Below are 26367 nucleotides of genomic sequence, written 5' to 3'. Positions count from 1 at the left end.
GCGCGCATGTGTCGCTTGGCTACACAAGGGACCAGTGCGACGGGGAGATGAGCCGTCGGCTGACAAACAGGAGGGAACTTACGGTTTCTCGCAGCTAGCTCGCGGGTTGGCTCGACAATTTGCTTGCGGCGTATGAACCAAATCCTTGCGGGGTTTCTATAAACGGTAAGACCTCTTACCCTCATGCAGTTCTTCATGGGCTCCTCATCGGCTCGAACTGCTTCCTACCCTCTCCGCTTAGGCAGACATGCTCAGGTTTCCCCTGTACTGGCGAAATTTCGCCAACAAGCCACTTGCAACCGCGCCACGTATCCTTCGATGGGCCTTGTTGGCCGGTTCCACCTTGTTCACGATCGGTTGCGATCAGCCAGACCCGATCGTGACCTATTCGATCCCGACGGACGTGCCGGCGCAGTTTCGTGCTGGTACTGATCGGCGACTGGGCGCGATGTTTCCCGTAGCGGATCAAACCTGGTTTTTTAAAGTCACCGGCCCCGAGAAAGCCATTGGGGGTATCGCGGACGAATTTCGGAGCTTTGTCCAGTCGATCGAGTTTTCCGATGGCGCGCCCGATCTTGGTCAGTTGCCCGAGGGTTGGCGTTTGGGTGGTGAAAAGCCGATGCGTTTTGCATCGATCGATGTCAACACGCCTGAGAAGCAACTTGACATCAGTGTCTCATCGTTGCCGAAGCAGGACGATTGGGACGCGGAGGTGGTCATGAATGTGAATCGTTGGCGCACTCAGTTGGGGTTGGATCCATCGAACGAAAAATGGGCCGGTGGCGAAGCGATTGAGATCGATACGGCGGATGGCCCAGCCGTTTGGGTGGATCTGCTTGCCAAGGCCACAGGTGAGGATGTGGCTGCCGCACCGTCGATGATGGGGCAAATGCCTCAAGACGCGATCCACAGCGGGTTGCAAACGCCACCGAGTGGCTCCTCTGGCTCCTTGTCGGCGGCATCGCCCGCGCCGCAATCCGAATCGAAACTGAAATACGACAAGCCGGAAGGATGGCGAGACGGGCGAATGTCGACGATGCGATTGGCAGCATTCAACGTCGGACCGGAGGATGCGGAAGCGGAAATCACCATCATTGCCGCTGGTGGGGACCTTCGCGGTAACGTCGTTCGCTGGCTCGGCCAAATTCGCCCCAGCGGTGTGTCCGATCAAGTCGTGGACCAAGCGATCGAGGATGCCGAAACAATCGAAGTTGATGGTCGAAAGTCGCAACGGTTCCTATTATTGGGAGAAGACCCTGCTTCGGGAACCGCGATTGACGCCACGATTGTTCCGCTCGAAGACAATTTCAGTATGTTCATCAAGATGACGGGTCCCGTCCAAACGGTAAGGGACCAATCAGACCAAACCAAAGCCTTCATCGAATCCTTGCAGTTTTAAACAGTTGTCGACCGTCGCAGAGACGTCGGCGGCTTCATCCCACCAAGAACCGATCCTTATGGCAACGATTTCTACTCCTCCTGAATCCCCCGACGGCACTCGTAACCCTACGGCTGGAAAAATCGGCCCCACGGTGTTGCATTGGCTCGGTTCACTTAAGTTGACGGTCTTGCTTTTTGCCATCTCGTTGGTGTTGGTCTTGGTGGGGACTTTGGCCCAAGACCAGATGAACATGCTGGACGTGAAGAATCGGTACTTCCTGTCTTGGATTGCTCCGCTGCATTTGGATGATTTTTTCCCCCAGGCCTTCTATCGGCATGAACAACCGATTCCGGGCGTCATCCCGTTTCCCGGTGGCGCGTTGGTCGGCGCCTTGTTGATGGTCAATTTGATTGCGGCGAAGATCACGCGGTTCAAGATCCATGCCAGCGGCTCGAATCTGTTTGGTGGCATTGCGCTATTGGTGATCGGAACCGTAGTCGCGGGGTTGATCGTGTCGACGGGCCACAGCAGCGACGGGCTGCAGGGTGAACCACCGATGCGTTACGAGACGCTTTGGCGGTGGGTGCTGGCGGTCTTGTCCTTGTCCACCGCGGGATCGTTGGTGGCCGCGACCAAGACCCCCGACAAGACCGTTCGCAAACTGCTGATCACCGTAGCGGTCATCGTCGCTGCGGCATTGGTCTATTACTTGGTCAGCGGGACGCGGATTGGCAATCCCGGTTTGCGGATTGTGTGGCAATTGACCAAAGGACTTGGCGCCGGATTGATCTTGTTGGCTGGGTGTCGATTGGTGTTTGATAAACAGGGTGGCAATGTGCTATTGCATCTTGGCGTTGGGCTGTTGATGGTCGGTCAGTTCGTTTTTGGGGATCGCCAACTCGAACAGAACCTCAGCCTTGTCGAAGGACAATCGACGAACGTGCTGGTCAATCCGGATGCCGTGGAGCTTGCCTTCATCGACCGCCAAGACCAATCCGAAAATGTGGTCGCGATTCCGGCGACTCGTTTGTTGCGTGCTGCAGCATCGGGTGAAGTCCTCCGTGACGAGGCGTTGCCCGTAGATGTCAAGGTGCTGAGATTCTTTGAGCACTCGACGTTAAAACAGGCGGACGAAGACCAGAGCAACCTTGCCAATCGTGGGATCGGTAAGGAAGTCGTCGCGGAACAGCGAGGGAAGTCGGGAGGTGTCGAAAACGCGGTTAATTTGACGGCGGCTTATGTCGAACTGATCGATAAAGATAGCGATGAATCGCTCGGCACGTACATGGTTAGCCAATTGTTGACCGATCGCCAGATGCTGTCGCCGGGAGAGAACATTCCTGATGATTTTGATTCGATCACCGTGGGTGATGTCTCTTATCAACTTGCACTGCGATACCATCGCGAAGTGAAGCCGTACTGGGTTCAGCTTCAAGATGTTCGCCAAGTGACGTACAGCGGGACCACAACGCCGCGTGACTATTCGTCCTTCATTCGTATCATCGACAAGGAGACGGGCGAGGACCGTAAGGACCGGGTTTGGATGAACAACCCGCTGCGTTATCGTGGCGAGACGTTTTATCAATCAAAGTACGATACACTTCCGAGCGGCAAGGAAGTGACGGTGCTTCAAGTCGTTCGCAATGCCGGTTGGCTGATTCCGTATGTGGCCTGCAGCATAGCGGGGCTGGGGATGCTTGCACACTTCCTTGGTACGTTATCACGATTCTTGGCACGTCGGCGGCGCGAGAATGACAAGGAACTCGCCAAACTGGCGACGTACAACTTAACCCCGCCGAGTCGTATGCCGGTTTACGTGGCGACCGCGGCGCTGGGGCTTTTTGCTGTGATGATGCTGGTGCCTTGGTCCGCGGTGATCAGCGCGATGCGCCCGGCGACACGGCAAACGTCGTTCGACTTTTACGCGGCCGGCAAGATTCCCACACAGTTTGGTGGCCGGATCATGCCGCTCGACGCTTACGCTCGCCAAACGCTCAAAGCGATGAGCAATAAAGAGTCGCTTCCGCTCGACGAAGCGCCCACCGGAATCCAGAAACGAGCGACGGGCAAGCGGATGACGGCGATGCAGTGGTTGATGGAAGTCGCGGTCGATGACACGCAACTGCAATACTTGCCGATGTTCCGTATTGATGCCGAAGAAGTGCGCAGCGAGCTTGGACTCGAACGACGCGAAAGCAAACTCTATTCTCGTGCCGAGATCCTCGAGAATTGGGACAAGGCGTCGAAGATTGTCGAGGCGGCCTTTAGCAAGGAATCGATCGATCAGTCCTTCAAAGAAAAGAAATTGATTGAGTTGGACCTGCGCACACGGCAATACACGGTCACTGCGGCGGCGATTCGATTACCGGTACCGCCCCAGATTCCTGAGAGCTTCTTTCCGGAAGGGACGGACGAACGGACGCGTGGCCTGTTTGCCTTGCGACAGCTCGAAATGATGATGCAAAATGTCGAAAAGATGAATTCGCCTTCGTTCATCCCGCCAGAACCGGCCAATGCGATGCAACCGTCGAATGATCCAAAATGGTCTTCGTTTGGACCGGCGTTTTTTGAAATGGCCAAAATGTCCGCCGCAGGAGACGTCGCTCCTCGGGTTGGCATCGAGTCGTTTGGGGACATGATCCAGGCGTACCGCGACGAAGACCCCAGCAAGTTCAATTCTGCCGTCGACGATCATTTGGCCGCGGTACAAGATTACCCGATTCGTGGTTACGACAAATCGTTGGTCTCGCTCGAGCGATGGATGCAAGCGAATTGGCCGACGGGTGTCGCGATGGCAATGTACTTGGTTGCGATGGTTTTGGGTTTGATCTATTTCATGGCCGATTTGCCGCGACTCCGGGAGGTCGTTTGGGGAACGCTACTGATGGCGATGGCGATTCATACCCTAGCGATTCTTTGTCGGGTTGCGATCACCGGTCGTGCGCCCGTGATCAATTTGTATTCGTCGGCCGTGTTCATCGGTTGGGGCTCGGTGTTGTTTGGCTTGATCGTAGAGCGAATCTTCCGATATGGGCTGGGGAACATGTTGTCGGCCGCTGCGGGCGTGTTGACGTTGTTGGTCGCTTATGGGTTGGACAAAGGCGACACGATGCCGGTTTTGCAGGCGGTTCTCGATACTCAGTTCTGGCTTGCCACACACGTCATCAGTGTGACGCTCGGATACGTCGCGACGCTTGTGGCGGGAACGCTCGGCATCGGCTACTTGATCGCAGGTTGGGTTGGAAAAGATCCGAAGACGCTAAAAGACCTGTATCGCATGTGTTACGGAGCGGCCTGTTTTGGGATTCTGTTCAGCTTTGTGGGGACCGTCTTGGGCGGGCTATGGGCCGATGATTCATGGGGCCGATTCTGGGGGTGGGACCCAAAAGAGAACGGGGCGTTGCTGATCGTGATTTGGAATGCCCTGATGCTGCACGCTCGATGGGACGGCATGGTCGGCGCAAAAGGCTTCTCGATCCTCGCGATCGGCGGGAATGTTGTCACGGCCTGGAGCTGGTTTGGAACTAACGAGCTTGGCATCGGACTACACAGCTACGGATTCACCTCGGGGGTCTTGATGTGGCTGAGTCTGTTCCTCGGCGTTCAAGCGATCTTCATCATCGCAGGGCTCATCGCCGGCAAGCAACCGAGCGACTTATTGGAGGGTTAGCCATTATCCTACCAACCGTCTCTTCTCGGCGCCGACGATGTTGGTAAGGCTCCGATTCGGCTGACGGGACTCGGAGGGACCAGCCACTCGATGATCGGCATCGTCAATTCGGATAAAGGCACCGTCACGCTTTCGGGTGTCGTGAACGCTCGAGTCAGGTTTACGGCCGCCATTTGCAATTCTCTGGCCTCCACCAGAGGTGAATTGCCGGCACAGAAGACGACCCCGGCCGGCAAGCTCTTGAGTGTTTCTTCGGTGCGACAAATGCCATCAAGGGTGAGTGCGGAACCCGAAAATTCGAACTGCACCCCCAAGTAATCGTAGGGCATCGTTTGCCGGTTGCGGAAATCGCCTGTGACGCTCATCCCAAAATCCGTTTCGAGTGAAGCAAGGAGTGATGTGCTGACAAATCCTTGCGTGGCTCGCAGTTCGCCTAAAACATCCAAGGTTTTGCCGGGGCGGATCATTCCACGAGTCAACGAGAGGGTGGCGGTTCCGCTCAACCGATGAGGCGAACGCTCCGAGATGCTTGCCAGGTCCACTCCCGTGAAACGCGATGTCCCAAGATCAACCCACCATCCGTTTGTATCGATACTCCACCGAATTCTTCCAGCAAAAGCGGCATTCGGGCCAAGCGATCGCAGCGGAGTAAGGTAATCCGACAGGGCAGAGCAGGGCAGGGCAGCGTCACGGGTTTCCAATAACCACTGCGTGGTCGGCGTGTCCGTTGTCCGATCTCGCACCACTTCGATTCGAAAACCGCTGCCGGCTCGTTGGCTTGATCGAACGCATTCAATCGTAGCGCGGGTTGAACCTTGGCCGGGTTCGATCCATGCGTCAATGTCCTGAAGCGAATTCAATCCTGCGGCACGATCACCATTGACACGTTCGATCTCTAAATCACTGGCGGCAAACCGCACGGGCGTCGACAAACAAAGGGAGCTGCACAGGAACCGGTCGTGGACGAGTCGCCAAGCTCCCGATAGCTCGGCGGCGGATAGTTTGGGATGACTCAGCACGATGGACACGCCATCGTTGACTTCGGTCCACGACAGTCGATCGACCCAAGCAACCTCATGTTGGGTTTCCGGGTCGATGACCCGAACCCCCACCAGTTCCAGTCGTGATGGACTGGGGCGTTCAAAATCAGCCACTTCGATCAGGAATCCGGTATCTTTGGCGATCGACTCGGTCAACTCACGCAATTCGGCTTGGTGGTACCATGGTGTCCACGTCACCAAAAGAATCACAAGGGTAAAAATCGTCGGGACCGCGCAGCAAACAACGAACACGAAGCGAGCAAGCGCTCGTTGTGTCCGTTCATGCATGCGGATTCCCTTCCCACGATCGACGGTATTTTTGGCTAGACTTTAGCGAGGATCTTAGTTTCACAAGCTGGTTGGCCGATAGGTCGTTTGGAAAGATTACACGATGTGGGTTGCGTTGAAAAAACACTGGTTCCTGCTCGCACTCGCAGCTTGTTTTTCCACCGGCTACTTTGCTAGCGAAACGCTTCAACCTTTGATGGCGATGACCACGCTGCGCAGCGGGATCGTCTTCGTTGTGATGTGGATGATGGGGTTCACGCTTCATGCCGAAGCAATCCGCAGAAGCGTTCGTCGTCCCCTGCCTAGCTTGCTAGCAATTGGGATCAACATTTTGGTAGTGCCGTTATTGTGTTTACCGACGCAGTGGCTGCTCCCCAGGGCAGAGTTTGGCGGTCTGTACGTTGTTTCGCTGGTGCCTTGTACTTTGGCTTCGGCTGCGGTTTGGACGCGGAAAGCCGGTGGCAACGACTCGATCGCGCTGATGACGACGGTGGTCACGAATTTGGCGTGTATTGTGGTCGTTCCGGTAGGTGTTGCGTTGGTGCTGGCCCGTCAGGCCGACATTTCCGCGATCGAGCAAATGCAAAAGCTGGCGACGATTGTCGTTGCCCCCTTGGTTCTGGCTCAAGCAATGCGGTACTTTGGGCTTGCAGCATTTGCTGACCGGCACAAGATTCGATTGTCTTTCTTGGCACAGTTTGGAATCTTGTCGATGGTTGTGTTGGGTTCCGTTGCCAGTGCAGGAGTGGTGCAGCAAGCGAGTGAGTCGGCTTCAAGGTCGATGGGGATCACCTTGATCACGCTGGCATTGCTGGTGATGGCCATCCATCTTGCGGCCTTTGGCATCGGGGTTTTCTCGGCACGTGCGGCTGGAGCGGACCGAGAGAGTCAAATCGCAGTCGGAATCGGCGGCAGCCAAAAGACGCTGATGGTAGGCCTGCAAATCGCGATCGACTTGGGGGTCAGCGTCATTCCGATGCTGATGTACCACTTGTTGCAATTGACGATTGACACCGTCATCGCGGCTCGCTGGCGTGCGGGTGGGGAGGAATCTGTCCCCCCAGAGGGTTGAGCCTTGATTCCCGTTGGTGCATGGGCTTACCGGCGGCCTTGAACAAACCGTCGTCTGTCGCGTAGAATCCGGGACTTGCGACGCTGTACGATCGCCAGCGTGCATTTCCCTCGAGAGAAGATGAGCAGAACCGCCATGAAAGACGGCATACACCCTAAGTATCAAGAAACGACGGTCCACTGTGGTTGTGGCAATACGTTCACGACGCGAAGTGTTCGCCCGGAGTTGAAGATCGACATTTGTAATGAATGTCATCCCTTCTACACCGGCAAACTGAAATATGTCGACACCGCGGGCCGAATCGACAAGTTCCAGAAGAAATTTGCGGCGGGAACCTACGGTAGCCTGCAGTCCAAGAAGGCAGTCAAGAAAGCCAAAAAGTAGCTTCGTTACCACCGAAAAACCTGACCAGCCGCACCGTTCATTCGTGGACTCGTGCGGCTGTTTTCGTACGTTGATTCGTCCATCCCTCATCCCTGTCTTCCCTGCCGCAACCATCGTCCCGATTCCTCGGTTGCCTTTCTTTGAAAAACACTGTCCATGAGTACCATTCGCGATACGCTCGAAGAAAAGCTGGCCCGCTTCAAAAAGTTGGAGGCCGACATGTCGGACCCCGAGGTCTTGGCAGACGGGGCAAGGATGAGTGCGGCTGCGCGCGAGCATGGTGGTTTGGCCAAGGTGTCGGGAAAGTACCGCGAATTCAAGCGACTGACCGACGAGATCCGCGGTTGTGAGGAAATGGCCGAGGCGGCCTCGGATCCGGATGAGCGTGATATGGCCGAGGTTGAGATGGCCAGCCTGCGAAAGCAGCGGGAAGTGCTTTGGGAAGAATTGCTCTCGTTGACCGTCGGCGGCGAAGATTCGCACCGGACGCGCTGTGTGATGGAGATTCGCGCCGGAACCGGCGGTGATGAAGCGGCCTTGTTCGCCCGTGACCTGTTTGAAATGTACAAGCACTATGCGGAAACAAAGCGTTGGAAGATTGAGATCATGGACCATAGCGCCACCGAAATGGGTGGCTTCAAGGACATCACCCTGACGCTCGAGGGTGAAAATGTCTATCGCGATCTGGCTTACGAATCGGGAGGACATCGAGTTCAGCGAGTTCCCGAGACGGAGACGCAAGGCCGTGTGCATACGTCGGCCGCCACCGTTGCGGTGATGCCCGAACCCGAAGATGTTGAAATTGACATCAAGCCGGATGACTATCGTGTCGACAAGTTTTGTGCCTCGGGACCCGGTGGCCAGCACGTCAACAAGACCGAATCGGCAATCCGATTGACGCACTATGAAACGGGCACGGTGGTCCAGTGTCAGGATGAGAAGAGCCAGCACAAGAATTTGGCGAAAGCACTTCGAGTTTTGAAAGCTCGGGTTTACGAGAAGAAGCGTGAGGAAGAAGAAGCAAAGCAGGCGCAGACGCGGAAAGGGTTGATCGGATCGGGTGACCGAAGCCAGCGAATTCGCACCTACAACTTCCCCCAAAACCGACTCACGGATCACCGCATTAACTTGACGATCTACAAGCTCGACCAGATCATCGCTGGGGATTTATCCGCAGTGACCGAGGCGATGATCGAGTTCGACCGCGATCAGCTTCGCGGCGATATGATCGATTAGACCTAACCGCAGGGCGGCCTGGCCGCGATCAGTGAGCTTCTGCTCGGGGACCCTACAGATGACGCAATCAAATGAAGAACCGTGGACGGTGCTGAGGCTGTTGGAGTGGACGACAGGATTTTTCAAGCAACGTGGCAGCGAATCGCCGCGACTTGATGCCGAGATCCTTTTGGCTCATGCACGAGACTGCGCTCGCATCGAACTCTACACCGCTTTCGCGGAGGTTCCCAGCGAAGAACAACGCGTGGCCTTTCGCGAGATGGTACGGCGGCGCGGCGAAGGGACTCCGGTGGCGCAATTGGTCGGCTATCGTGAATTCTATTCGTTGCGGTTCCGTGTCGATGAAAACGTTTTGATTCCGCGTCCGGAAACGGAGCATCTGGTGGTCGAGGCCATCGATTGCGCCAAAGCGATGAAGGTCCGTGATCGACCAATTCGAATAGCCGATGTGGGCACCGGCAGCGGCGCGATCGCGATCTCATTGGCCAAGCATATCAAAGACGCCCAATTGACAGCCATTGATCAAAGCGAGGCGGCTCTCAAGATTGCAACATGGAATGCGGAGCACTTGGGCTTGGCCGATTCGGTAGCGTTCGTCCACAGTGACCTTTTTGAGTCCGTCGAAAAGCACGAGACGTTCGACATCATTTGCAGCAACCCGCCCTATGTCAGTGAGTCCGAATACGACGAACTTTCGGTGACCGTGCGAGAGTACGAACCACGTGAAGCGTTGGTCGCGGGTATCGATGGAATGGATGTGATCAAGCGTTTGCTCGAAACGGCTCCCGAGCGTCTTGAATCTGGCGGACGATTGATCATTGAGATCAGTCCGATGATCGCAGAGCTATGCGAAGAATTGTTCGACGCAACCACCTGCCTCGACGATCTGAGGTTTGTGAAAGACCTGGCCGGCCATCGCCGCGTGATCTCGATGCGCAAAGCGTCGACCGACGCACCGTAAGACACGACTCGCTTGAGCGGCTAAGGATCGACGGGGAACGAAGAGTCGGCTTTTGTGTCTAAGAACGTTGTGTGATTCTTGATCGTCCATTTGCTGCGGTCACGTCGTGCTTTGCGCCGTGCTTTTCCCCTTGGCCGGCCGCCGTCGGATCGTGTTGATCCCGCGCCGATCCGCGGGTCATCACCACCGAAACGCCACACTCCCGCTTGAGCCATTCGCGAGCAGCCCGACGCACGGCCAGGGCACGCGTATGAATCAACGCCGTTTCGCTAACCATGCTCTCGTCCGTTTGCGAACTCGAATGGTAACGCGGTAGCCCACGGACATAGCCCTCTGCGTAGGAGGCGCCGCTGCCACGCGAATAGCCACCATATTGAAGCCGAGCAGCGGTGGCAATCGTCAGCACAAGCTCGCGGAACAAGCGGATACAGTTTTGGACGTCGTCGGTGGGGCCGTAGAACCAAAACAAGGTTCGATGGCCACGACGACCATAGTACCAGTCCATCAACGGGAAGATCTCTTCGATCAGGTAAGCCGCAAGCTCTTTTTCCCAACCGCAAGCACGGCTGCTATTGACCGGGCACGCTCTTCGCGTAAAGGAAACACTCTCGACATTGTCGTCATCTGTGATGTCTTCACGTGACAAATTGTGACGCAGCATCATCGCTTGCATCATCCGCAACGCGTTGCGTTTCTCACCCTCGGTGCTGGCGTCATTGTTGGCGGTGTTGTCGAGTGCCCGCAGACGGTGAAGCACCTTGTCAAATTCTTTCTGAGTCAGCTCTTGTTCGGCATCAACGCGCCGATTCGGAGCGATCGTTGGCAACTTCGTGTCACGGGTTCCGTCAGGCAATGTCCAATAGCCTTCAACCAGATAGCCGTCGTCTTCGCTCGGATTCCATGTGTCATGAATGACATGGTCGATCAGGGTGCAGAAATGTCCCCCAAAACGACCATGCTTCAATCCCAGATGAGCAATCACAACCCCCTTGGGCAGCCATGCGGATGAAAAACCACGCCCCCGTCCTGGGGTGAACCTCCAACCGAGTTTCTTTAGGTATTCCGTTGCGACGGTTGTGTGGACTCCGTTACGGGGCGTCTTGTTCGATGCCTCACCGAGATCGCGGTAGATATCACGGTAGCTGGTTCCGGTCGCAACCGCGATCGACCGCGTCACACAATCACCGGTCAGCCCAACAAAGCCGCTGCCGGATCGCCCGCCGTCGTTCCAAACAAATTCCATCGATTTTGGCCTCGGTTTAACGAAAACTGTTGACGTTCGATTGGATAATAACGGTTTCTGGCTCCGTTTCAAACCGGACATCCTCGGTTGGCTGCTCCTTCTAAGATTGATTGCGGATCCGTGGATTCCGCCGAGACGACACGAGGTTACAATGGTTTCATTCACCCCCATGCTTCCCGCCCAAAAAAATTTCAAAAAGAGCTTCGACGATGAGTAAGACGTTTTGTTTGCACACAACCATGCTGGCTTTGTTACTTTCGTCGCTGATCGGTTCCTCGGGATCCGCCAATGAACTACGCATCATGAGTTTTAACCTTCGCTACGGTACGGCCAACGATGGTGAAAACCATTGGGACAAGCGAAAAGAGTTTGTCGCCGAAACGATTCACGCGTATGCTCCAGACTTGCTTGGCACACAGGAAACGCTTGAGTTCCAGAAGGAGTTTCTATCCAAGAAAATGCCAGCCTACACCAGCGTCGGTGTTGGTCGTGATCGTGGTGATCAATCGGGCGAGATGACGGCCTTGTTCTTCAAAACCGAACGATTTGAGCTGCTCGAAGAGGGGCATTTTTGGCTCAGTGAAACGCCGAGAATACCCGGCAGCAAGTCGTGGGATACATCATTGACACGGATGTGTTCGTGGGTGCGGCTCCAGGACCGAGTATCGGAATCGAAACGACCGATTCTGTTCATGAACACGCACTTCGATCATCGTGGCAGCGACGCACGATTGCAATCGGCGAGGCTGCTTCGCAAGAAAGCGGACGAGCTCGGCGACGGCTGTGACATCGTCCTGACCGGAGACTTCAACGCGGCGGCCGACAGTGAACCTTATCGAGCGTTGTTTAGCGAACTTCCAGGCGAAACCGTATTCCTTGATACCTATGCCACAAAACGTCCGGCGGATGAATCGGGTGAAGCAACCTTTTCGGGATTCAAGTCCTCGACGCTTGAAGGATCGCGAATCGACTGGATTGCGATTCGAGGCAGCTGGACGCTTCAAGAAGCCGCTATTGATCGGACGGGCAAAGAGGGTCGGACGCCGTCGGATCACTATCCGGTGACCGCGATTCTAAGCCAAGCCAATTCGACAAGATGATCGGACGGATCGGTCAACTTCGACACGCTACGGAATTTGCAGTTCCATCGTTACCTTGTTCGCGGTTCCCGTCATGGTTTTCCTGCCCCATGTCGAATTCTAAGAATCTCTGAGGATTCAATCCTCTGGCCGTTCGCCCGCCTTAGCCATCTTGACCAGCTTGGGATCAAAACGGGCGACCGACTCAACGAGGTCCTGTTGCGATGCCATCACTTCTTCGATGTCCTTGTACGCCATCGGGACTTCATCGAGTCCTGCCGACATCAACGTCACACCTCGCTGATCGAGAAAACGCTTGACCTCTTTCCAGTTGAACTTCGCCTTCGCTGCTGTGCGGCTCATCCTGCGGCCCGCTCCGTGCGATGCACTCCGCAACGACGCTTCGACACCTTTGCCGCGAACGATATAGCCAGGCGTTCCCATCGATCCGGGAATGATCCCCAGCACACCGTCGCCTGCCGGAGTCGCTCCTTTGCGGTGAACGATCAACTCTTCGCCGCCATGCGTTTCTTTCCAAGCAAAGTTGTGATGGTTTTCGATGTCGAGTAACACATCAACACTAAGGTTCTTTTTGATCGCGTGGTGAATGCATGCGTGGTTTGCTGCGGCATACTCTCCCATCAAATTCATCGCTGCCCAGTATTCCATACCGGCTTCGGAATCGAGATCAAGCCAAGCCAGATTCGACAACTCACGTGGCAGTTCCGGATGTGCCTCTTTGGCCAACGAACTGTAGTGCGAACAAACCGCCGCCCCTGTTCCTCGTGAACCGCTATGGCTAAGCAGTGCCAGATAGGTCCCCGCTTCAAGTCCAAGGTCTTCGTGATCCAGCGTCAAGACGCCGAACTCGACGAAGTGGTTTCCGCTGCCGCTCGTTCCAAGTTGTTTCCAGGCCTTATCGCGGTTCAGCTTCGTAATCGGCGAGACCGTCCAATCGGCGTCCAGGACATCGTGTTCTCGCTTTTTGCGAAAACCTGCCCCTACCCCGAATAGCGTTTCTCGCTCGATCGCGTTACGCAAACGGTCTTGGTCTTTGTTCAGTGTCTCGACTGGCAAATCCAACACGGTCATTTTCATCCGGCACGCGATATCGACACCGACCGCGTAAGGAATCACGCAGTCCTTCGTTGCCAAGACACCACCGATCGGAAGTCCGTAACCTTGGTGTGCATCGGGCATCAAGGCGCCCGAGACCGTGACGGGCAATTTGCAGGCATTGACCATCTGGTCCACCGCACCCGCTTCGAGTCCGTCGCCCCATTGTTTCCAGGGAGCAGGATCTTCACGGCCAATGTAGCGAGCTTGAGCTTCGAAGACTCCGGCAAGCTTGGACGCCAGTGTTCCCCAAATGGGGTCGGCTGTGAACGAGTCGGGCGTAGCGACGACCGCCGAGATTCGCTCTCGCATTTCCGCCTGCTTGTTTCCATCTTTGGCAGCGTTCTTGACCGCTTCGAGAGCGATTTTCATCACGGGTCCCTTGGGGACGCCGAGGTTGTTCAGTTCACGTGCTTTCATGTTTCTTCCTTAGGAGGTCCGCTGCAAGCTGATGAAAGGTCGTGCCAGGTGACACCGGACCTCGTTGTCGTCTTCCCATCTTACGATGTTGCTTTGTACGTCCAAGAAGCTTCTTGCCGTTTCGAGGTTCGCTCGTGCCTGCCGCGTTCGCTCGGTGATCCGGAAGGTTCCCTGAGGCGGAACAAACCATCGGCGTGCTTCGAACGGATTCAAAACGAAACGCCGACAAAAGGCTGCTATACTGATGCAACGACTCGTCCTTTCCAACATCATGAGGCATCCTGTGACCCTTTGGCTTCCCGACGCATTTCGAGTTGCACCTTCGCTCGAAGGAATTCGTTGCACTTCGAAGCCTCAGCCAAAGACGGCTCTCCTGATCAATCCATTTTACCCGAAAGATCCTCACGCTAGTTTTGGCAAACATGTTTTGACGCCCAGTTTGGCGCTGACGAGTGTCGCGGCAACGACACCTGCGGATTGGGAGGTTGCTTACTGGGATGAGAACCTCCTGCTTGGTCCGCCACCAACCGATCCGTTACCGGAAGTTGTGGGAATCACGGTCCATCTGACCTTCGCCGAGCGAGCTTATGATCTGGCTCGCTTTTACCGCAAGCAAGGTGCGAAGGTCGTTTTAGGTGGGCTGCATGTGATGTCTTGTCCAGACGAATGCTCACCACACGGTGATGCGATTGTGATTGGCGATGGCGTCCAGGTTTGGGGAAAGCTGCTTGGTGATGTCAGTGATGGAACGCTGCAAGCCGTGTATCACGGCGATTTTCGCAAACCCTATCGTGATGATCCATCGCCACGGCGTGATCTGTTGCCGGATAAGAACTATTTGACCACGGCCAGCCTGATCGCCACGCGAGGTTGCCACAGTCGATGTGATTTCTGTTACCTGTCGACCGACAACCTTCACATGCCTTATCAGACTCGCGATGTCAAACAAATCGTTCGCGAGTTCGAGGCCACCGAACAACCCTACGGTGTCTTCACGGACAACAACCTCGGTTCGCGTAAGGACTATTTGCGAGAGTTATGCGTGGGGCTTCGGTCAATCGAAAAGATATGGAGTGCCGCCGTATCGTTGGATGTGACCGATGAACCCAGTCTTGTTCGAGAGATGGCGTTGGCTGGTTGCACCGGAGTGTTCGTCGGGTTCGAATCCCTACAGAATGACAACATCGTTGGCGCCCGAAAGAGAAGTCCCGCGACCGATGATTACGCACACCGAGTCAAAATCTTTCACGACAACGGGATTCAAGTCAACGGTAGTTTTGTGTTTGGTTTTGACCATGATGACGCAAGTGTATTTGCCAGGACGGTTGATTGGATCGAAGCGAATCGACTTGAATGTGCGACCTTTCATATCTTGACGCCCTACCCGGGCACGCCTCTGTTCACCCAAATGCAAGCGGACAATCGATTGCTTCACACCGATTGGTCTAAGTACGATACGGCTCAGGTGGTCTTTCGGCCCAAACGAATGACAGCCGAGGAACTGATGCGAGGTTACCAGTGGTGCTACGAGCATTTGTTTTCGCATGCTTCGATTTGGCGGCGTCGACCGACCGATGTCCGTTCCGTGCTGCCCTACCTCGCGATGTCGTATCTCTACAAACGATCCAACCGAATTTGGTACCAAGTGATTCGTCATCAAATGACCGCCATCGCATGGCGTCCCTTAGTCGAATGGACACGGCGGAGACACCTGCGGTTTCGCAAGCGGTTGTTGCAACGAGTAGCAACCGTGAACTCGCCAGGGAATGTCGTTTCGGCAGGAGTTTAGCTCCCGTTTGGCGATTGTCGCCACCCCTTGGGTCGCGAGGGGCATTTGCTTGCCGCTACGAGTAAAGCTGGATCGCTTTGATGATGTCGTCGAGTTCGTTGGGTACCGCGATGGCTCGGTTGGCGTGACTTGCTTTGGTCACCCCACGGCTGCCGAGTGTCTTGTTGAACAACTCTTGATCGGTGGTGTGATAGGCCACCGTTGCCGTTGGATCCTTGAGTTCGTGACCGGTGAGGATACAGACGACGCGGTCGCTCGGTGCGATCACGCCTTCACGGCGGAGCAGTTTTGCACCCGCAACACTGGCCGCTGACGCAGGTTCGCAGCCGAATCCGCCGGCACCGACCTTTGCTTTGGCGTCCAAGATTTCTTGATCGCTGACTTGTCGCACGACACCGTCCATCACTTCAAGTGCCCGCAAGCACTTCTTTAAGTTGACCGGGCGATTGATCTCAATTGCACTGGCAATGGTGTCGGCGCGGATACCGTCTCGGTCCATTAAATCGTTGTACTCGCGGATCGGATCCATCTCGACATGTCCACCGTTCCACTTCACACCACGTCGTTCCACCAATTCGTAAAGGGTGTCCGCTCCGCTGGCGTTGATCACGGCCAAACGTGGGATGCGGTCGATCAAGCCAAGTTCTTTCAATTCCATGAACGCCTTGGCGAAGGCGCTGCTGTTACCGAGATTGCCGCCGGGTACGACGATCCAATCCGGAATTTCCCATCCCAGAGACTCCAGCACGCGGAACATGATCGTCTTTTGACCTTCCAGCCGAAACGGATTGACACTGTTGACCAAGTAGATCCCAAGTTCCTGAGACACCTGCTTGACGCGTATCATTGCATCGTCGAAGTCGCCTGCGATTTGAACGGTCAGCGCTCCGTAGTCGAGGGCTTGCGAAAGCTTGCCGTAGGAGATCTTGCCGCTGCCGATAAAGATGATCGCTTTCATCAATCGCGTGGCACTGCAGTATAGCGCCAGTGAGGCGCTGGTGTTCCCGGTGCTCGCGCAGGCGGCTCGCTTAGCCCCCATCAAGTTCGCGTGAGTGACGGCGGCGCACATGCCGTTGTCCTTGAAGGAACCTGAGGGGTTCATGCCTTCGTATTGCAGGTGCAATTGACCGTGGTTCATGCCGACATAATCGCCCACCGCGTCGGTTTGCTGAAGCAGCGTCTGGCCTTCCCCCACGGTGACCAATTGGTCTTGAGGGGCGAACGGAAGCAATTCATGGAATCGCCACACGCCGCTAAATCGAACCGGGTTGGTTCGTTGGCTCCACATCGCTTCGAAATCGCTCATCTTCGAGGGCACCGACGCTCGATCCCAATCGTAAGCGATATCCAATAGATCGCCGCACTTGTCGCACGAGGTGCGGATCGTTCGAGCCTCGTATGTGGCCCCACATGTCGGATTGATACAGCGCTGAAACGCGAGGTCGGTTTGCTCTTTCATCGGGGTCTTGGCTGTCTGCAACATGTCAGAAAAATAGGGTTGAGTGCGTTGTGAAGGAACGTGTGTTAGGACTGGCGCTCAAGCTTTAAGCCAATCCCGCTAACAGGAGCGTTATTCGGCCCACTCCTGGTGCGGCATCACGCTGAAGGCGGAACTCCACCCTAAAGCTAGATCGGCTGTGGACCTTTGTCGCGAGATTCTCTATGACTCAGTCTGGGAAAATGTACCAAAGATGATGTTTAGAACGGCAGATCCATCTGGGCAAGCTCCCCGATGGATTCTACCGTGAACGCTTTGAAATTCCGACCGCAAATTGATCCGAAACATGGACGAAACCGATCTCGCCACCCCGTCCCCTCCGCTCAAGAGCCGAGCGGTGATTTTTTTTACCTTGGCCATTGTGGGGGCAATCACCGATTTATGCAGCAAACAGGCCGTTTTCGCGTGGAGAGGGCTCCCCGGCGAAAAGGATATCTGGTGGGTGATCGATGGCTATTTTGGGATTGAAAACGCCATTAATCTGGGAGCGGTGTTTGGAATCGGCCAAGGCCAAGGGGCCGTTTTTGCCGCATTGTCCGTGGTGGCGGGCATCGGAATCTTGGCCTGGTTGTTCTATTTCCGAGCGGCGGAGTCGATGTGGTTGACCGTGGCGCTGGGACTGATCAGCGGCGGAATCATCGGCAATTTGTACGACCGGCTGGGGTTGTGGTGGCAGCCCGGGTACCCCGAAGCATGGAAAAGCGGCGTCCGAGATTGGATTCTGTGGCAGGCCAGCGACAACTGGAAATGGCCGAACTTCAATATTGCCGATTCGCTGTTGGTGGTCGGAGCGTGCATGTTGTTGTACCAATCGCTTTTTCCCGGAGAGGAGCCGCGGCGCACCGACGTTGACAAGGGCGAGTGAATACGTTGGAGTTCAAGCTTTCCGTTGCCCAGAATTTCCGTTGCCCAGAATTTCCGCTGCCCAGAGCCAATGCGCCCAGAGCAAATTCACCAAGGGCCCCCCTAACGGCAGCCCGACGGCTGCATCCCATCAAGACGAAGGACACCCCATCGATGGCAACCCCTCCTGATCAATGGCAATCGCTGCACCAGGGCCGGCTTTCGGCCATGATCGAAGTCGCGTCGGCCGCAGGCCAGCACACCTTGAAACACTTCCGCCGAGATGATCTCGTGGTGGATGCGAAGAGCGATGATTCGCCGGTCACGGTCGCAGATCGTGAAGCCGAGCAGCTCGTCCGAAAGCTCTTGAATGAGCGGTTTCCCGACGACACGGTTCAAGGGGAAGAGTTTGCCGAAGCGAAGGGAACGAGCCCCTATCGATGGATTGTTGACCCGATCGACGGGACAAAATCCTTCGTGTGCGGTGTTCCGCTCTATTCGACCCTCTTGGCTCTCGAATGTGATGCCGAGCCCCTCGGCGGCGTGATCTTGATTCCTGCGCTGGGTGAGATGGCGGTAGCGGGGGTAGGGCAGGGCAGTTGGTATCAGAGCCGATCCGATGCGGCCTGGGGGCAAGCGTCGGTGTCCTCGACGCGAGAGCTGTCCAAGGCGGTCTTTGTGGTCAGTCAAGTGGATTCCTTCGCAGCACTCAATGCCGCGGACGCCTACCTGGGACTCGAAAAAGAAGCTCGGGTGACGCGAAGTTGGGGAGATGGCTACGGTTACCTATTGGTTGCAACCGGGCGAGCGGATTTGATGGTCGATCCGATATGCAATCCCTGGGATGTTGCCGCGGTGCTTCCGGTGGTCAACGAGGCGGGAGGCAAGTTTACGGATTGGAAGGGCGAAACGACATCGCGCGGAGGCAATGGTGTCGGGACCAATGGTCTGCTTCACGAAGCGGTGATCGAACGGCTCAGGGGATAATCGTCATCGACGCACTCGTCGGATTGCAGAATCGTTCCCTGCTCGATCTGAATGACACGATCGGCGAGTCGTTCAACGAGTTGGCGGTGATGACTGACCAGCAGCGTTGGAATGCCAAAGGTCTGGATGACCTGTTCGATGTACAGCGTAATGCGATCATGGAGCGACGGTTCGAGCGCCGTCAACGGTTCATCCAGCAATAGAAGTCGGGGTGCTGAAACGACGGCCCTCGCCAGTGCAACGCGTTGTTTCTGTCCACCGCTAAGCGAATGGGGGTAGCGATTGACAAACGGGTCGAGTTCGAGTGTATGGATGAGTTGATCCATCGAAATGCCGCCATTGCCACGGCGCCGCATTCCGTATTCGATGTTCGCCTTGACGGTCAGATGAGGAAACAAGCGATGTTCTTGGAACAAGGTGCCCATGTCTCGTTTTTCTGGCGCAATACAGATTCGCTCGCGGGTATCGTTCAGGGTAACCTCATCCAAGCGAATGTGTCCCGTATCAGGGCGAAGCAGTCCAGCGATCAGTAGCAGCATCGTTGTTTTACCGCTTCCCGAAGGTCCGCAAATCGCCGTGACCCGATCGTCGGTTTTGACTCTTGCGTCAAGCACGAATCCCGAACTGTATCGATGGCGGCAATCGAAAACGAGCGTCATCGTGAGCCCTCTTGGAAACGACTCCGGTGGTCAATTCGTTCCCCCACATACAAGGCGAACGCGGCGATGGTGATCGAGAACGCAATGATGCTCATCGATCCTTCGATTCCGTCGGGGGTTTGTAGTTCACTGAAAATATACAGGGGTATCGTTTGGGTTTCGCCTGGGATGCTTCCTGCGATCATAATCGTTGCTCCGAATTCCCCCAAGCTTCTTGCAAAAGCGAGGATGCACCCGGCAATGACACCGTGACGAGCCAGCGGTAAAGAGATGCTAAAGAAGGTGTCCAGCGGGCCGGCGCCGAGCGTGCGAGCCGCTTGCTCGAGTCGTGGATCCACCGAGCGGAATGCCACGCGAATGGCACGTACCATCAACGGAAAGGAAACCACGGCAGCGGCCAGGGCGGCACCTTTCCAGTCAAAGACCACGCGGATCCCGCACCATTGCTCAAGAAATGCTCCGAACATTCCACGCCGTCCGAACACCCGCAGCAGTAAATACCCCGTGACAACAGGCGGTAAGACTAGCGGAAGATTGACAATCGTTTCCATCAGCGCTTTGCCGTAAAATCGCTTTCTGGCTAGCAACCAACCTGTTGCGATGCCAAGCGGTAAGCTGGCTAGAACCGAGACACTGGCCACTTGTAAGCTGAGTCCGATCGCGCTCCATTGTTCTGATGACATGATTGCTTTGCTCAATGTGAATCAACGCGACCTTCAAAGCGTCGTAAATCCGTATCGCTCAAAAATGGCTTTCGACGTTTTCGCTTGCAAGAACTGATAAAACTCATTCGCTGCCGTGTTGCTCTTGTTCATCTGAAGTAACAACAGGGGGTAAACCACTTGATCATACGTTTGGGGATCGAACGCAAAAACCGTTTCAACCCGGCTCGCATCCGTCGCGTCGGTTGCATAGATGATTCCAGCTTCCACCTCCGCTTGTTCAACATAGGCGAGTGTGACGCGGGCGTCACTACCGCGAGCAATCTTCCCTTGACGGTCCAGTGGTTCAAAGAGGTCCAATTGCTGCAACGCTTGTTTGGCATAGATTCCGACGGGTACGTTTTTCCCCGCGATCGCGACTCGCTCTGTACGGGACCCAAGCAGATCCTCAGGCTGATGAACCGCGGCAGGGTTTCCTCGGGGAACCACCAAAACGATGGCGTTCGATAAGAGCTCGGTAGACGTTCTGGTGAGTCCTGCTTCCGTGACGAAAGTGGCCCATTGACGATTTGCAGATAAAAAAAGATCCGCAGGCGCTCCTGCGACAATTTGCCTGGCAAGCCCATTGGATGGGCCAACGCTCAGGCGAACGCAGAAGCCCGTCTGTTTTTCAAACTGCTCAGCAACCTCCTTGATCGGTTCCATCGTGCTGGCGGCCGCGAGCACGATAACGCAACTTGCTGCGGGGGGTGTGTCTGCCGTTGAACCGCATCCAAGGAGTTGGAACAGCAACATCGTGATACAGCTGATACCGAACGCGGCGTGCCTGACAGGACAGGAACTTGGGGGGGGATTGGCGTCGAGCATAGCCATGGGATCGAGACTCGGACTGCAATTTCGAGGACGAAGGATCACGTTCCCTTGTTCGTCGAGAGCGGTTGTTGTTGGTTCACCTGACATGCGAAGCAAATCAAGTGCCGTCGCTACCCTCATCGCGGCACGCGACTTGCCGCGAGGATTGTATTCGAAAGAACCTGTGGGTGTTTGCATGGTGGGGCTTGTTCGCATTTGGCGGACGAGGACATCGGCAAAACAACCCGATTCGCCCTATTTCGTTTTGTTCTCTTATCGCATGCCGTCACGTGATATCCATGATTTCTCTGAAGTCGAACGATAACAATTTCTATGGAAGTGCTCACAAATTGTGCAGAGGGTTGTCCGGTGCACGCCGATTTAGCAAGTGCCACCTCTTGTGCCGAGTTGCGTGGCCGACGTGAGGTCGAACGCTCAACGCTGTTGCAGATTGCTCGTTTGCTGTCAGATCGGCCAGGCCAGCAGCAGACGCTCTTGGAAATCGTTGACACGATCGAACAGAAGTTGGCGGTGCTGAATGTCACGGTCATGATGCTGACGATCGACGGTCAACGGCTAGAGTTGGAGGCGACCCGCAGCCCGGTATCGGTTGCGCCGGGGAAGGTCGCGTATGGTCGAGGGGAAGGAGTGATCGGCCGTGTGTTGAAACAGGGACGAGCCGAAATTGTTCCTGATATCGGTAAGGAACCGCATTTTCGCAATCGGATCCATGAGCGAACGCCGCGCCAGTTGGAGGCAACTTCGTTTGTGTGCGTTCCCATCATCGTCGAGGGTGAGACGGTGGGTACGTTGTCGGCCGACCTGAAAACAAAGGATGTCGAAGCATTGAAGGATAATGCAGAAACATTGGGAATCATTGCCAGCATGATTGCCTATGACGTCAACGGCAGACGAACACGTCGGCTCGAGCGAGAGATGCTGGAACTGCAAAACTTGCAACTCCGCGATGCTTTAGAAGAGCGATTTCGACCGAGCAATATGATTGGTGGTTCGAAGCCGATGCGTCAGCTTTATACGAAGATCCAGCAAGTTGCGAGCAGCGACACCACGGTGTTGATTCGAGGCGAGTCGGGGACGGGAAAAGAGTTGGTTGCCACCGCGATCCATTGCACGAGCGTAAGGGCGAAGAAACCGCTGGTGAAAGTCAACTGTGCCGCGTTAAATGAAAATCTGCTCGAGAGCGAGTTGTTTGGTCACGAGAAGGGAGCCTTTACGGGCGCGGTCGAGCAGCGGCACGGGCGCATCGAGGAAGCAGAGGGCGGTACGCTTTTCCTTGATGAAGTGGGAGAGTTTTCGCCCGTGATCCAAGTGAAACTGTTGCGAGTTTTGCAGGAGCGTCAGTATGAACGCGTCGGTAGCAGCGTGACTCGGACCGCCAACGTACGAATTGTCGCAGCGACCAATCGTGACTTGGAAGAGGCCGTTCGGGAGGGACGGTTTCGACAGGACCTTTACTATCGTATTAACGTTTTTCCGGTACATCTGCCCCCACTTCGGAAACGCCGTGGTGACATTATGGCTTTGGCCGACCATTTCGTAGAGAAGTTTTCAAAGCGAATGGATCGTTCCATCAAACGAATCAGCACACCCGCGATCAACACGCTGATGATGTACCATTGGCCGGGGAACGTTCGCGAGCTCGAGAATTGTTTGGAGCATGCCGTTTTGCTCGCCCAAGACGGTGTGATCCATAGCCACAATTTTCCTCCATCGATAAGAATGCCAGATGAAACCGGTGCGTCAGAGTCCTTTTCTTTGAGCACACGCGTGGCGGCGTTGGAACGCGACATGATCAGTGACTCGCTCAAACGGAGCGGCGGTAACATGGCGGCCGCGGCAAGAGAACTTGGCATCAGTTCTCGCATCATCCGTTACAAGGTCCGCAATCTCGGCATCGACTGGGCGTCGGAAGCGTAGCGCTGGCTAGGTTCTGCGGTGACACCATTGCCCACGGTCTAGATTCGAATGCCGTGTTTGCGGTGGGTTCCCTCTCGATGCACCTCTTTGCGCCAGAGTGAGTGACGCCCAAGGACGTGGACACCACAAAAGTGTTCAACCTCTTGCAACAATAATGTCGCTTCTCGCAGGCCGGACAACATTCCTGTCACTTGGTCGTTTAGCTCATGAGTGTGGCGGGATGCCTGCCGTTGTGGGATGCGTTGTCATGATTACGCTCCTTAGACGATTTGGACTTTTTCAGCCGCGCGACATTCTTGTCGATACCACGATCGCAGCACGCTTGGTGGATTCGCGGCATGAGAAGAAAATACAGATTTGTGTTGTGGCGGGATCTTTCCTCTTAGCGATGCTTCGCCGCGGTCGAGTCGGACCTAGACCTTGGTTGGACGAATGCACTCAGCCAGCGAAGTGTCGTTGTGGTTTGCCTTTGGTACGGCCTTCGCTTTTGTACCGAACCAATGACCGCAAGAAGCGTCGATCTCTCGACGCGAATGATTCACTCAAGACAAAGGAAACGAACCATGCGTAAAGTCGCCATCTACGGTAAAGGCGGAATTGGAAAATCAACCACCACACAGAACACGGTCGCAGCGCTTGCTGAGATGGGAAAGAAAGTGATGGTGGTTGGCTGCGATCCCAAAGCGGACTCAACCCGGCTTCTACTTCACGGGCTGGCTCAAAAGAGCGTTTTGGATACGCTCCGCGAAGAAGGCGAAGACGTTGAATTGGATGACATCCGCCGCGAAGGCTTTGGCAACACGTTGTGCGTGGAATCAGGTGGCCCCGAGCCTGGCGTGGGTTGCGCCGGTCGTGGGATCATCACCTCGATCAACATGCTCGAACAACTTGGGGCCTATGAAGAAAGCGAAGAACTTGACTACTCGTTCTACGATGTGCTCGGGGATGTGGTTTGTGGTGGGTTTGCGATGCCCATCCGTGAAGGCAAGGCACAAGAGATCTACATCGTTTGCTCCGGTGAAATGATGGCGATGTACGCCGCGAACAATATCTGCAAAGGCGTCATGAAGTTTGCGGAATCCGGTGGCGTCCGTCTGGGAGGCTTGATCTGCAACAGCCGTAATGTGGACAACGAAAAGGAAATGATTGACGAGTTCGCCAAGCGATTGGGCACTCAGATGATTCACTTTGTCCCGCGAGACAACGATGTGCAACGCGCTGAGATCCGCAAGATGACCGTGATCGATTGGAACTCGACCTGCAACCAGGCCGACGAATATCGGGCGCTCGCTCGCAATATCGACAACAACAAAATGTTCGTCGTTCCGAAGCCGTTACAGGTTGAACAACTCGAAGAGCTGCTGATGGATTTCGGTATCCTCGAAGGTGCCGCGTAGCACAGAATCACGGCGTTGGAGTTCAGCCTTTAGGCCGCACCGAGCAAGCCGCAGACGGATCGCTCGCGCGGCAGGCTAAGGTTGGAACTCCCGCCAATCACAACTGACCCACTCACTTTCGGAGCGCCCCGTGTCTACTGACCGAATCAATACACCTGACCTGAAGACACCGTCGGAGCCTTTTGAGGTCACCACGATGACGGCGGAACAGATCAAAGACGAACTTACTCGGCAATACCCAAGTAAGGTCAAACGCAAGCGGGATAAGCAAATCCTGCTGAATGAAAAGATCGAAGAAGCCGACGGTACATTGACGCTGCCCGTCATCAATGCCAACACACGGACGTCCCCCGGTATCATCACCCAACGTGGCTGCTCCTATGCCGGCTGCAAGGGGGTGATCATGGGACCGACCCGTGACATCGTGAACATCACTCACGGTCCCATCGGTTGCGGATTCTATTCGTGGTTGACTCGGCGGAACCAGACCAAGCCGCCGACCGACGAGCACGATAACTTCATGCCCTATTCCTTCTCGACCGACATGCACGACGAGAATATTATCTTTGGTGGCGAGAAGAAGCTAAAGGCCGCGATCCAGGAAGCCTATGACCTGTTTCACCCCAAGGCGATTGCGGTCTTCGCGACGTGTCCGGTGGGATTGATCGGAGACGATGTGCACCAAGTCTGCCGCGAGATGAAACGAGAACTGAGCGACTGCAACGTGTTCGCGTTCTCTTGCGAAGGTTACAAGGGAGTCAGCCAATCGGCGGGGCACCATATCGCCAACAATGGCGTGTTCCAACATATGGTTGGAAACCAAAAGACGGAACCGGAAGGCAAGTTCAAGATCAACTTGTTGGGCGAGTACAACATCGGTGGTGACGCCTTCGTTCTCGAAGACATGTTTGAGCGATGTGGCATCACGCTGCTATCGACTTTCAGCGGCAACTCCACGGTGGAACAGTTCGAACAATCGCACTGGGCCCAGCTGAACTGCGTGATGTGCCATCGCTCGATTAACTATGTCGCTGACATGATCGAGAAGAAGTATGGTGCACCGTGGATCAAAGTTAACTTCATCGGTGCGAAGGCAACGGCCAAGAGCTTACGCAAAATCGCAGAGTTCTTTGATGATGCGGAATTGACGGCACGGGTCGAAAAGGTGATCGAGGAAGAGTATCCGGCTGTGCGGAAGGCGCAGGAAGAGATCCTGCCTCGCACCGAAGGCAAGCGAGCGATGCTGTTTGTGGGTGGTAGCCGAGCTCATTCCTACCAAGAGTTGTTTGCAGAGATCGGGATGAAAACGATCGCAGCCGGGTATGAGTTTGCACACCGCGACGACTACGAAGGGCGTAAGGTCTTGCCCGATATCAAAATCGATGCGGATAGCCGCAACATTGAAGAATTATCGGTCGAAAAGGACGAAGAACACTTCCGCGAACCGCAGACCAACGCCGATATCGAAGAACTCAAAAAGGGTGACTTCTTCCAAAACTATCAAGGGATGATGGCCGACATGGGCGAGAAGGCGATGATCATCGACGACGTCAGTCACCATGAGGCCGAGAAGCTGATCGAAATGTGCCAGCCCGATATCTTCTGTGCCGGTATCAAGGAAAAGTATGCCGTGCAAAAGCTGGGTGTCCCTTGTAAGCAGTTGCATAGCTACGACTACGGTGGGCCCTACGCGGGATTCCAAGGTGCGATTCAGTTCTATCAGGACATCGATCGTATGGTCAACAGCAAGGTCAAGGACATGATCAAAGCTCCTTGGGAATGATCGACACCCTTTGGCGGTGCGACGCAAAATCGTCCGCTTGTTCACAATCACATGCATTGATGTGCCGGA

General features: G+C 55.3%; 21 protein-coding genes. 14 read left to right on the top strand and 7 right to left on the bottom strand.

Annotated features, from left to right (window positions below):
• The first annotated feature begins 247 nt into the window (after positions 1-247).
• Both Poly41_RS02800 and ccsA read left to right on the top strand, forming a co-directional pair.
• Positions 248-1399 (top strand): hypothetical protein, encoded by a 1152-nt coding sequence (locus tag Poly41_RS02800; RefSeq protein ID WP_146524377.1) that lies wholly within the window; start codon positions 248-250, stop codon positions 1397-1399.
• A 58-nt stretch (positions 1400-1457) separates the two neighbouring features.
• Positions 1458-5051: a cytochrome c biogenesis protein gene (gene ccsA, locus Poly41_RS02795; RefSeq protein WP_146524376.1), complete on the top strand. Its 3594-nt coding sequence runs from the start codon at positions 1458-1460 to the stop codon at positions 5049-5051.
• An 8-nt stretch (positions 5052-5059) separates the two neighbouring features.
• On the opposite strand, the gene Poly41_RS02790 is transcribed toward ccsA, so the two are convergent.
• On the bottom strand, positions 5060-6379 hold the full coding sequence (locus Poly41_RS02790) for a hypothetical protein (protein WP_146524375.1): 1320 nt from the start codon (positions 6377-6379) through the stop codon (positions 5060-5062).
• Between the two features lie 103 nt (positions 6380-6482).
• Here Poly41_RS02790 and Poly41_RS02785 point away from each other — a divergent pair, with 103 nt between their 5' ends.
• The 4 genes from Poly41_RS02785 to prmC all read left to right on the top strand — a co-directional run bounded on the left by Poly41_RS02785 (position 6483) and on the right by prmC (position 10032).
• Entirely contained in the window at positions 6483-7451 is a 969-nt protein-coding gene (locus Poly41_RS02785) for a bile acid:sodium symporter family protein (protein WP_146524374.1), read from the top strand.
• A 135-nt stretch (positions 7452-7586) separates the two neighbouring features.
• Positions 7587-7835, top strand: coding sequence for a 50S ribosomal protein L31 (gene rpmE, locus Poly41_RS02780; protein WP_146524373.1), 249 nt, complete (start codon positions 7587-7589; stop codon positions 7833-7835).
• Positions 7836-7991: 156 nt separating this feature from the next.
• On the top strand, positions 7992-9071 hold the full coding sequence (gene prfA / locus Poly41_RS02775; RefSeq protein ID WP_146524372.1) for a peptide chain release factor 1: 1080 nt from the start codon (positions 7992-7994) through the stop codon (positions 9069-9071).
• Positions 9072-9129: 58 nt separating this feature from the next.
• Positions 9130-10032: a peptide chain release factor N(5)-glutamine methyltransferase gene (prmC, locus tag Poly41_RS02770; protein ID WP_146524371.1), complete on the top strand. Its 903-nt coding sequence runs from the start codon at positions 9130-9132 to the stop codon at positions 10030-10032.
• A gap of 58 nt (positions 10033-10090) precedes the next feature.
• Here prmC and Poly41_RS02765 read toward each other — a convergent pair whose 3' ends face one another.
• On the bottom strand, positions 10091-11275 hold the full coding sequence (locus tag Poly41_RS02765) for a DUF2786 domain-containing protein (RefSeq protein WP_146524370.1): 1185 nt from the start codon (positions 11273-11275) through the stop codon (positions 10091-10093).
• A 209-nt stretch (positions 11276-11484) separates the two neighbouring features.
• On the opposite strand from Poly41_RS02765, the gene Poly41_RS02760 reads away from it, so the two are divergent.
• Entirely contained in the window at positions 11485-12375 is an 891-nt protein-coding gene (locus Poly41_RS02760) for an endonuclease/exonuclease/phosphatase family protein (RefSeq protein WP_146524369.1), read from the top strand.
• A 117-nt stretch (positions 12376-12492) separates the two neighbouring features.
• Here Poly41_RS02760 and Poly41_RS02755 read toward each other — a convergent pair whose 3' ends face one another.
• Complete coding sequence (locus Poly41_RS02755) at positions 12493-13890, bottom strand: RtcB family protein (protein WP_146524368.1); 1398 nt, start codon at positions 13888-13890, stop codon at positions 12493-12495.
• 244 nt (positions 13891-14134) lie between these two features.
• Between Poly41_RS02755 and Poly41_RS02750 the strand changes: the two genes are divergently transcribed.
• Complete coding sequence (locus Poly41_RS02750) at positions 14135-15679, top strand: B12-binding domain-containing radical SAM protein (protein WP_146524367.1); 1545 nt, start codon at positions 14135-14137, stop codon at positions 15677-15679.
• A gap of 55 nt (positions 15680-15734) precedes the next feature.
• Here Poly41_RS02750 and thrC read toward each other — a convergent pair whose 3' ends face one another.
• Positions 15735-17162 (bottom strand): threonine synthase, encoded by a 1428-nt coding sequence (thrC, locus tag Poly41_RS02745; protein ID WP_146524366.1) that lies wholly within the window; start codon positions 17160-17162, stop codon positions 15735-15737.
• A gap of 301 nt (positions 17163-17463) precedes the next feature.
• Between thrC and Poly41_RS02740 the strand changes: the two genes are divergently transcribed.
• Both Poly41_RS02740 and hisN read left to right on the top strand, forming a co-directional pair.
• A complete protein-coding gene (locus Poly41_RS02740) occupies positions 17464-18042 on the top strand; it encodes a signal peptidase II (protein ID WP_146524365.1) in 579 nt (192 codons plus the stop codon).
• 152 nt (positions 18043-18194) lie between these two features.
• Complete coding sequence (gene hisN / locus Poly41_RS02735; RefSeq protein WP_146524364.1) at positions 18195-19007, top strand: histidinol-phosphatase; 813 nt, start codon at positions 18195-18197, stop codon at positions 19005-19007.
• On the opposite strand, the gene Poly41_RS02730 is transcribed toward hisN, so the two are convergent.
• From Poly41_RS02730 to modA, 3 genes are read right to left on the bottom strand one after another with little or no spacing between them, the layout of a single operon-like run.
• Positions 18974-19666, bottom strand: coding sequence for an ATP-binding cassette domain-containing protein (locus Poly41_RS02730; RefSeq protein ID WP_146524363.1), 693 nt, complete (start codon positions 19664-19666; stop codon positions 18974-18976). The genes hisN and Poly41_RS02730 overlap by 34 nt on opposite strands.
• Positions 19663-20349, bottom strand: a complete 687-nt coding sequence (gene modB, locus Poly41_RS02725; RefSeq protein WP_146524362.1) for a molybdate ABC transporter permease subunit — start codon at positions 20347-20349, stop codon at positions 19663-19665. The genes Poly41_RS02730 and modB overlap by 4 nt, the downstream gene beginning before the upstream one ends.
• A gap of 33 nt (positions 20350-20382) precedes the next feature.
• The gene (gene modA / locus Poly41_RS02720; protein WP_197231020.1) at positions 20383-21378 is read right to left on the bottom strand and encodes a molybdate ABC transporter substrate-binding protein; all 996 of its coding nucleotides are present in this window, start codon (positions 21376-21378) and stop codon (positions 20383-20385) included.
• Between the two features lie 135 nt (positions 21379-21513).
• Here modA and Poly41_RS02715 point away from each other — a divergent pair, with 135 nt between their 5' ends.
• The 4 genes from Poly41_RS02715 (at position 21514) to Poly41_RS02700 (ending at position 26298) form a co-directional block, all read left to right on the top strand.
• Entirely contained in the window at positions 21514-23118 is a 1605-nt protein-coding gene (locus Poly41_RS02715; protein WP_146524360.1) for a sigma-54-dependent Fis family transcriptional regulator, read from the top strand.
• A 247-nt stretch (positions 23119-23365) separates the two neighbouring features.
• On the top strand, positions 23366-23689 hold the full coding sequence (locus tag Poly41_RS02710; RefSeq protein WP_197231019.1) for a hypothetical protein: 324 nt from the start codon (positions 23366-23368) through the stop codon (positions 23687-23689).
• On the top strand, positions 23682-24515 hold the full coding sequence (nifH, locus tag Poly41_RS02705) for a nitrogenase iron protein (protein ID WP_146524358.1): 834 nt from the start codon (positions 23682-23684) through the stop codon (positions 24513-24515). The genes Poly41_RS02710 and nifH overlap by 8 nt, the downstream gene beginning before the upstream one ends.
• 130 nt (positions 24516-24645) lie before the next feature.
• Entirely contained in the window at positions 24646-26298 is a 1653-nt protein-coding gene (locus Poly41_RS02700) for a nitrogenase component I subunit alpha (protein WP_197231018.1), read from the top strand.
• The last annotated feature ends 69 nt before the right edge of the window (positions 26299-26367 follow it).

Origin of the sequence: Novipirellula artificiosorum (assembly GCF_007860135.1) — a bacterium.
GTDB classification, from domain to species: Bacteria; Planctomycetota; Planctomycetia; order Pirellulales; family Pirellulaceae; genus Novipirellula_A; species Novipirellula_A artificiosorum.
Note: the sequence above shows the minus strand (reverse complement) of the source record. Positions and strands in the feature narration are given on the sequence as shown.

What these genes read in the sequence shown, in the direction of transcription:
- Poly41_RS02800 (WP_146524377.1), top strand. Translation starts at nt 248, where the DNA reads ATGCTCAGGTTTCCCCTGTACTGGCGAAATTTCGCCAACAAGCCACTT.
- ccsA (WP_146524376.1), top strand. Translation starts at nt 1,458, where the DNA reads ATGGCAACGATTTCTACTCCTCCTGAATCCCCCGACGGCACTCGTAAC.
- Poly41_RS02790 (WP_146524375.1), bottom strand. Translation starts at nt 6,379, where the DNA reads ATGCATGAACGGACACAACGAGCGCTTGCTCGCTTCGTGTTCGTTGTT.
- Poly41_RS02785 (WP_146524374.1), top strand. Translation starts at nt 6,483, where the DNA reads ATGTGGGTTGCGTTGAAAAAACACTGGTTCCTGCTCGCACTCGCAGCT.
- rpmE (WP_146524373.1), top strand. Translation starts at nt 7,587, where the DNA reads ATGAAAGACGGCATACACCCTAAGTATCAAGAAACGACGGTCCACTGT.
- prfA (WP_146524372.1), top strand. Translation starts at nt 7,992, where the DNA reads ATGAGTACCATTCGCGATACGCTCGAAGAAAAGCTGGCCCGCTTCAAA.
- prmC (WP_146524371.1), top strand. Translation starts at nt 9,130, where the DNA reads ATGACGCAATCAAATGAAGAACCGTGGACGGTGCTGAGGCTGTTGGAG.
- Poly41_RS02765 (WP_146524370.1), bottom strand. Translation starts at nt 11,275, where the DNA reads ATGGAATTTGTTTGGAACGACGGCGGGCGATCCGGCAGCGGCTTTGTT.
- Poly41_RS02760 (WP_146524369.1), top strand. Translation starts at nt 11,485, where the DNA reads ATGAGTAAGACGTTTTGTTTGCACACAACCATGCTGGCTTTGTTACTT.
- Poly41_RS02755 (WP_146524368.1), bottom strand. Translation starts at nt 13,890, where the DNA reads ATGAAAGCACGTGAACTGAACAACCTCGGCGTCCCCAAGGGACCCGTG.
- Poly41_RS02750 (WP_146524367.1), top strand. Translation starts at nt 14,135, where the DNA reads ATGCAACGACTCGTCCTTTCCAACATCATGAGGCATCCTGTGACCCTT.
- thrC (WP_146524366.1), bottom strand. Translation starts at nt 17,162, where the DNA reads ATGTTGCAGACAGCCAAGACCCCGATGAAAGAGCAAACCGACCTCGCG.
- Poly41_RS02740 (WP_146524365.1), top strand. Translation starts at nt 17,464, where the DNA reads ATGGACGAAACCGATCTCGCCACCCCGTCCCCTCCGCTCAAGAGCCGA.
- hisN (WP_146524364.1), top strand. Translation starts at nt 18,195, where the DNA reads ATGGCAACCCCTCCTGATCAATGGCAATCGCTGCACCAGGGCCGGCTT.
- Poly41_RS02730 (WP_146524363.1), bottom strand. Translation starts at nt 19,666, where the DNA reads ATGACGCTCGTTTTCGATTGCCGCCATCGATACAGTTCGGGATTCGTG.
- modB (WP_146524362.1), bottom strand. Translation starts at nt 20,349, where the DNA reads ATGTCATCAGAACAATGGAGCGCGATCGGACTCAGCTTACAAGTGGCC.
- modA (WP_197231020.1), bottom strand. Translation starts at nt 21,378, where the DNA reads ATGCAAACACCCACAGGTTCTTTCGAATACAATCCTCGCGGCAAGTCG.
- Poly41_RS02715 (WP_146524360.1), top strand. Translation starts at nt 21,514, where the DNA reads ATGGAAGTGCTCACAAATTGTGCAGAGGGTTGTCCGGTGCACGCCGAT.
- Poly41_RS02710 (WP_197231019.1), top strand. Translation starts at nt 23,366, where the DNA reads ATGATTACGCTCCTTAGACGATTTGGACTTTTTCAGCCGCGCGACATT.
- nifH (WP_146524358.1), top strand. Translation starts at nt 23,682, where the DNA reads ATGCGTAAAGTCGCCATCTACGGTAAAGGCGGAATTGGAAAATCAACC.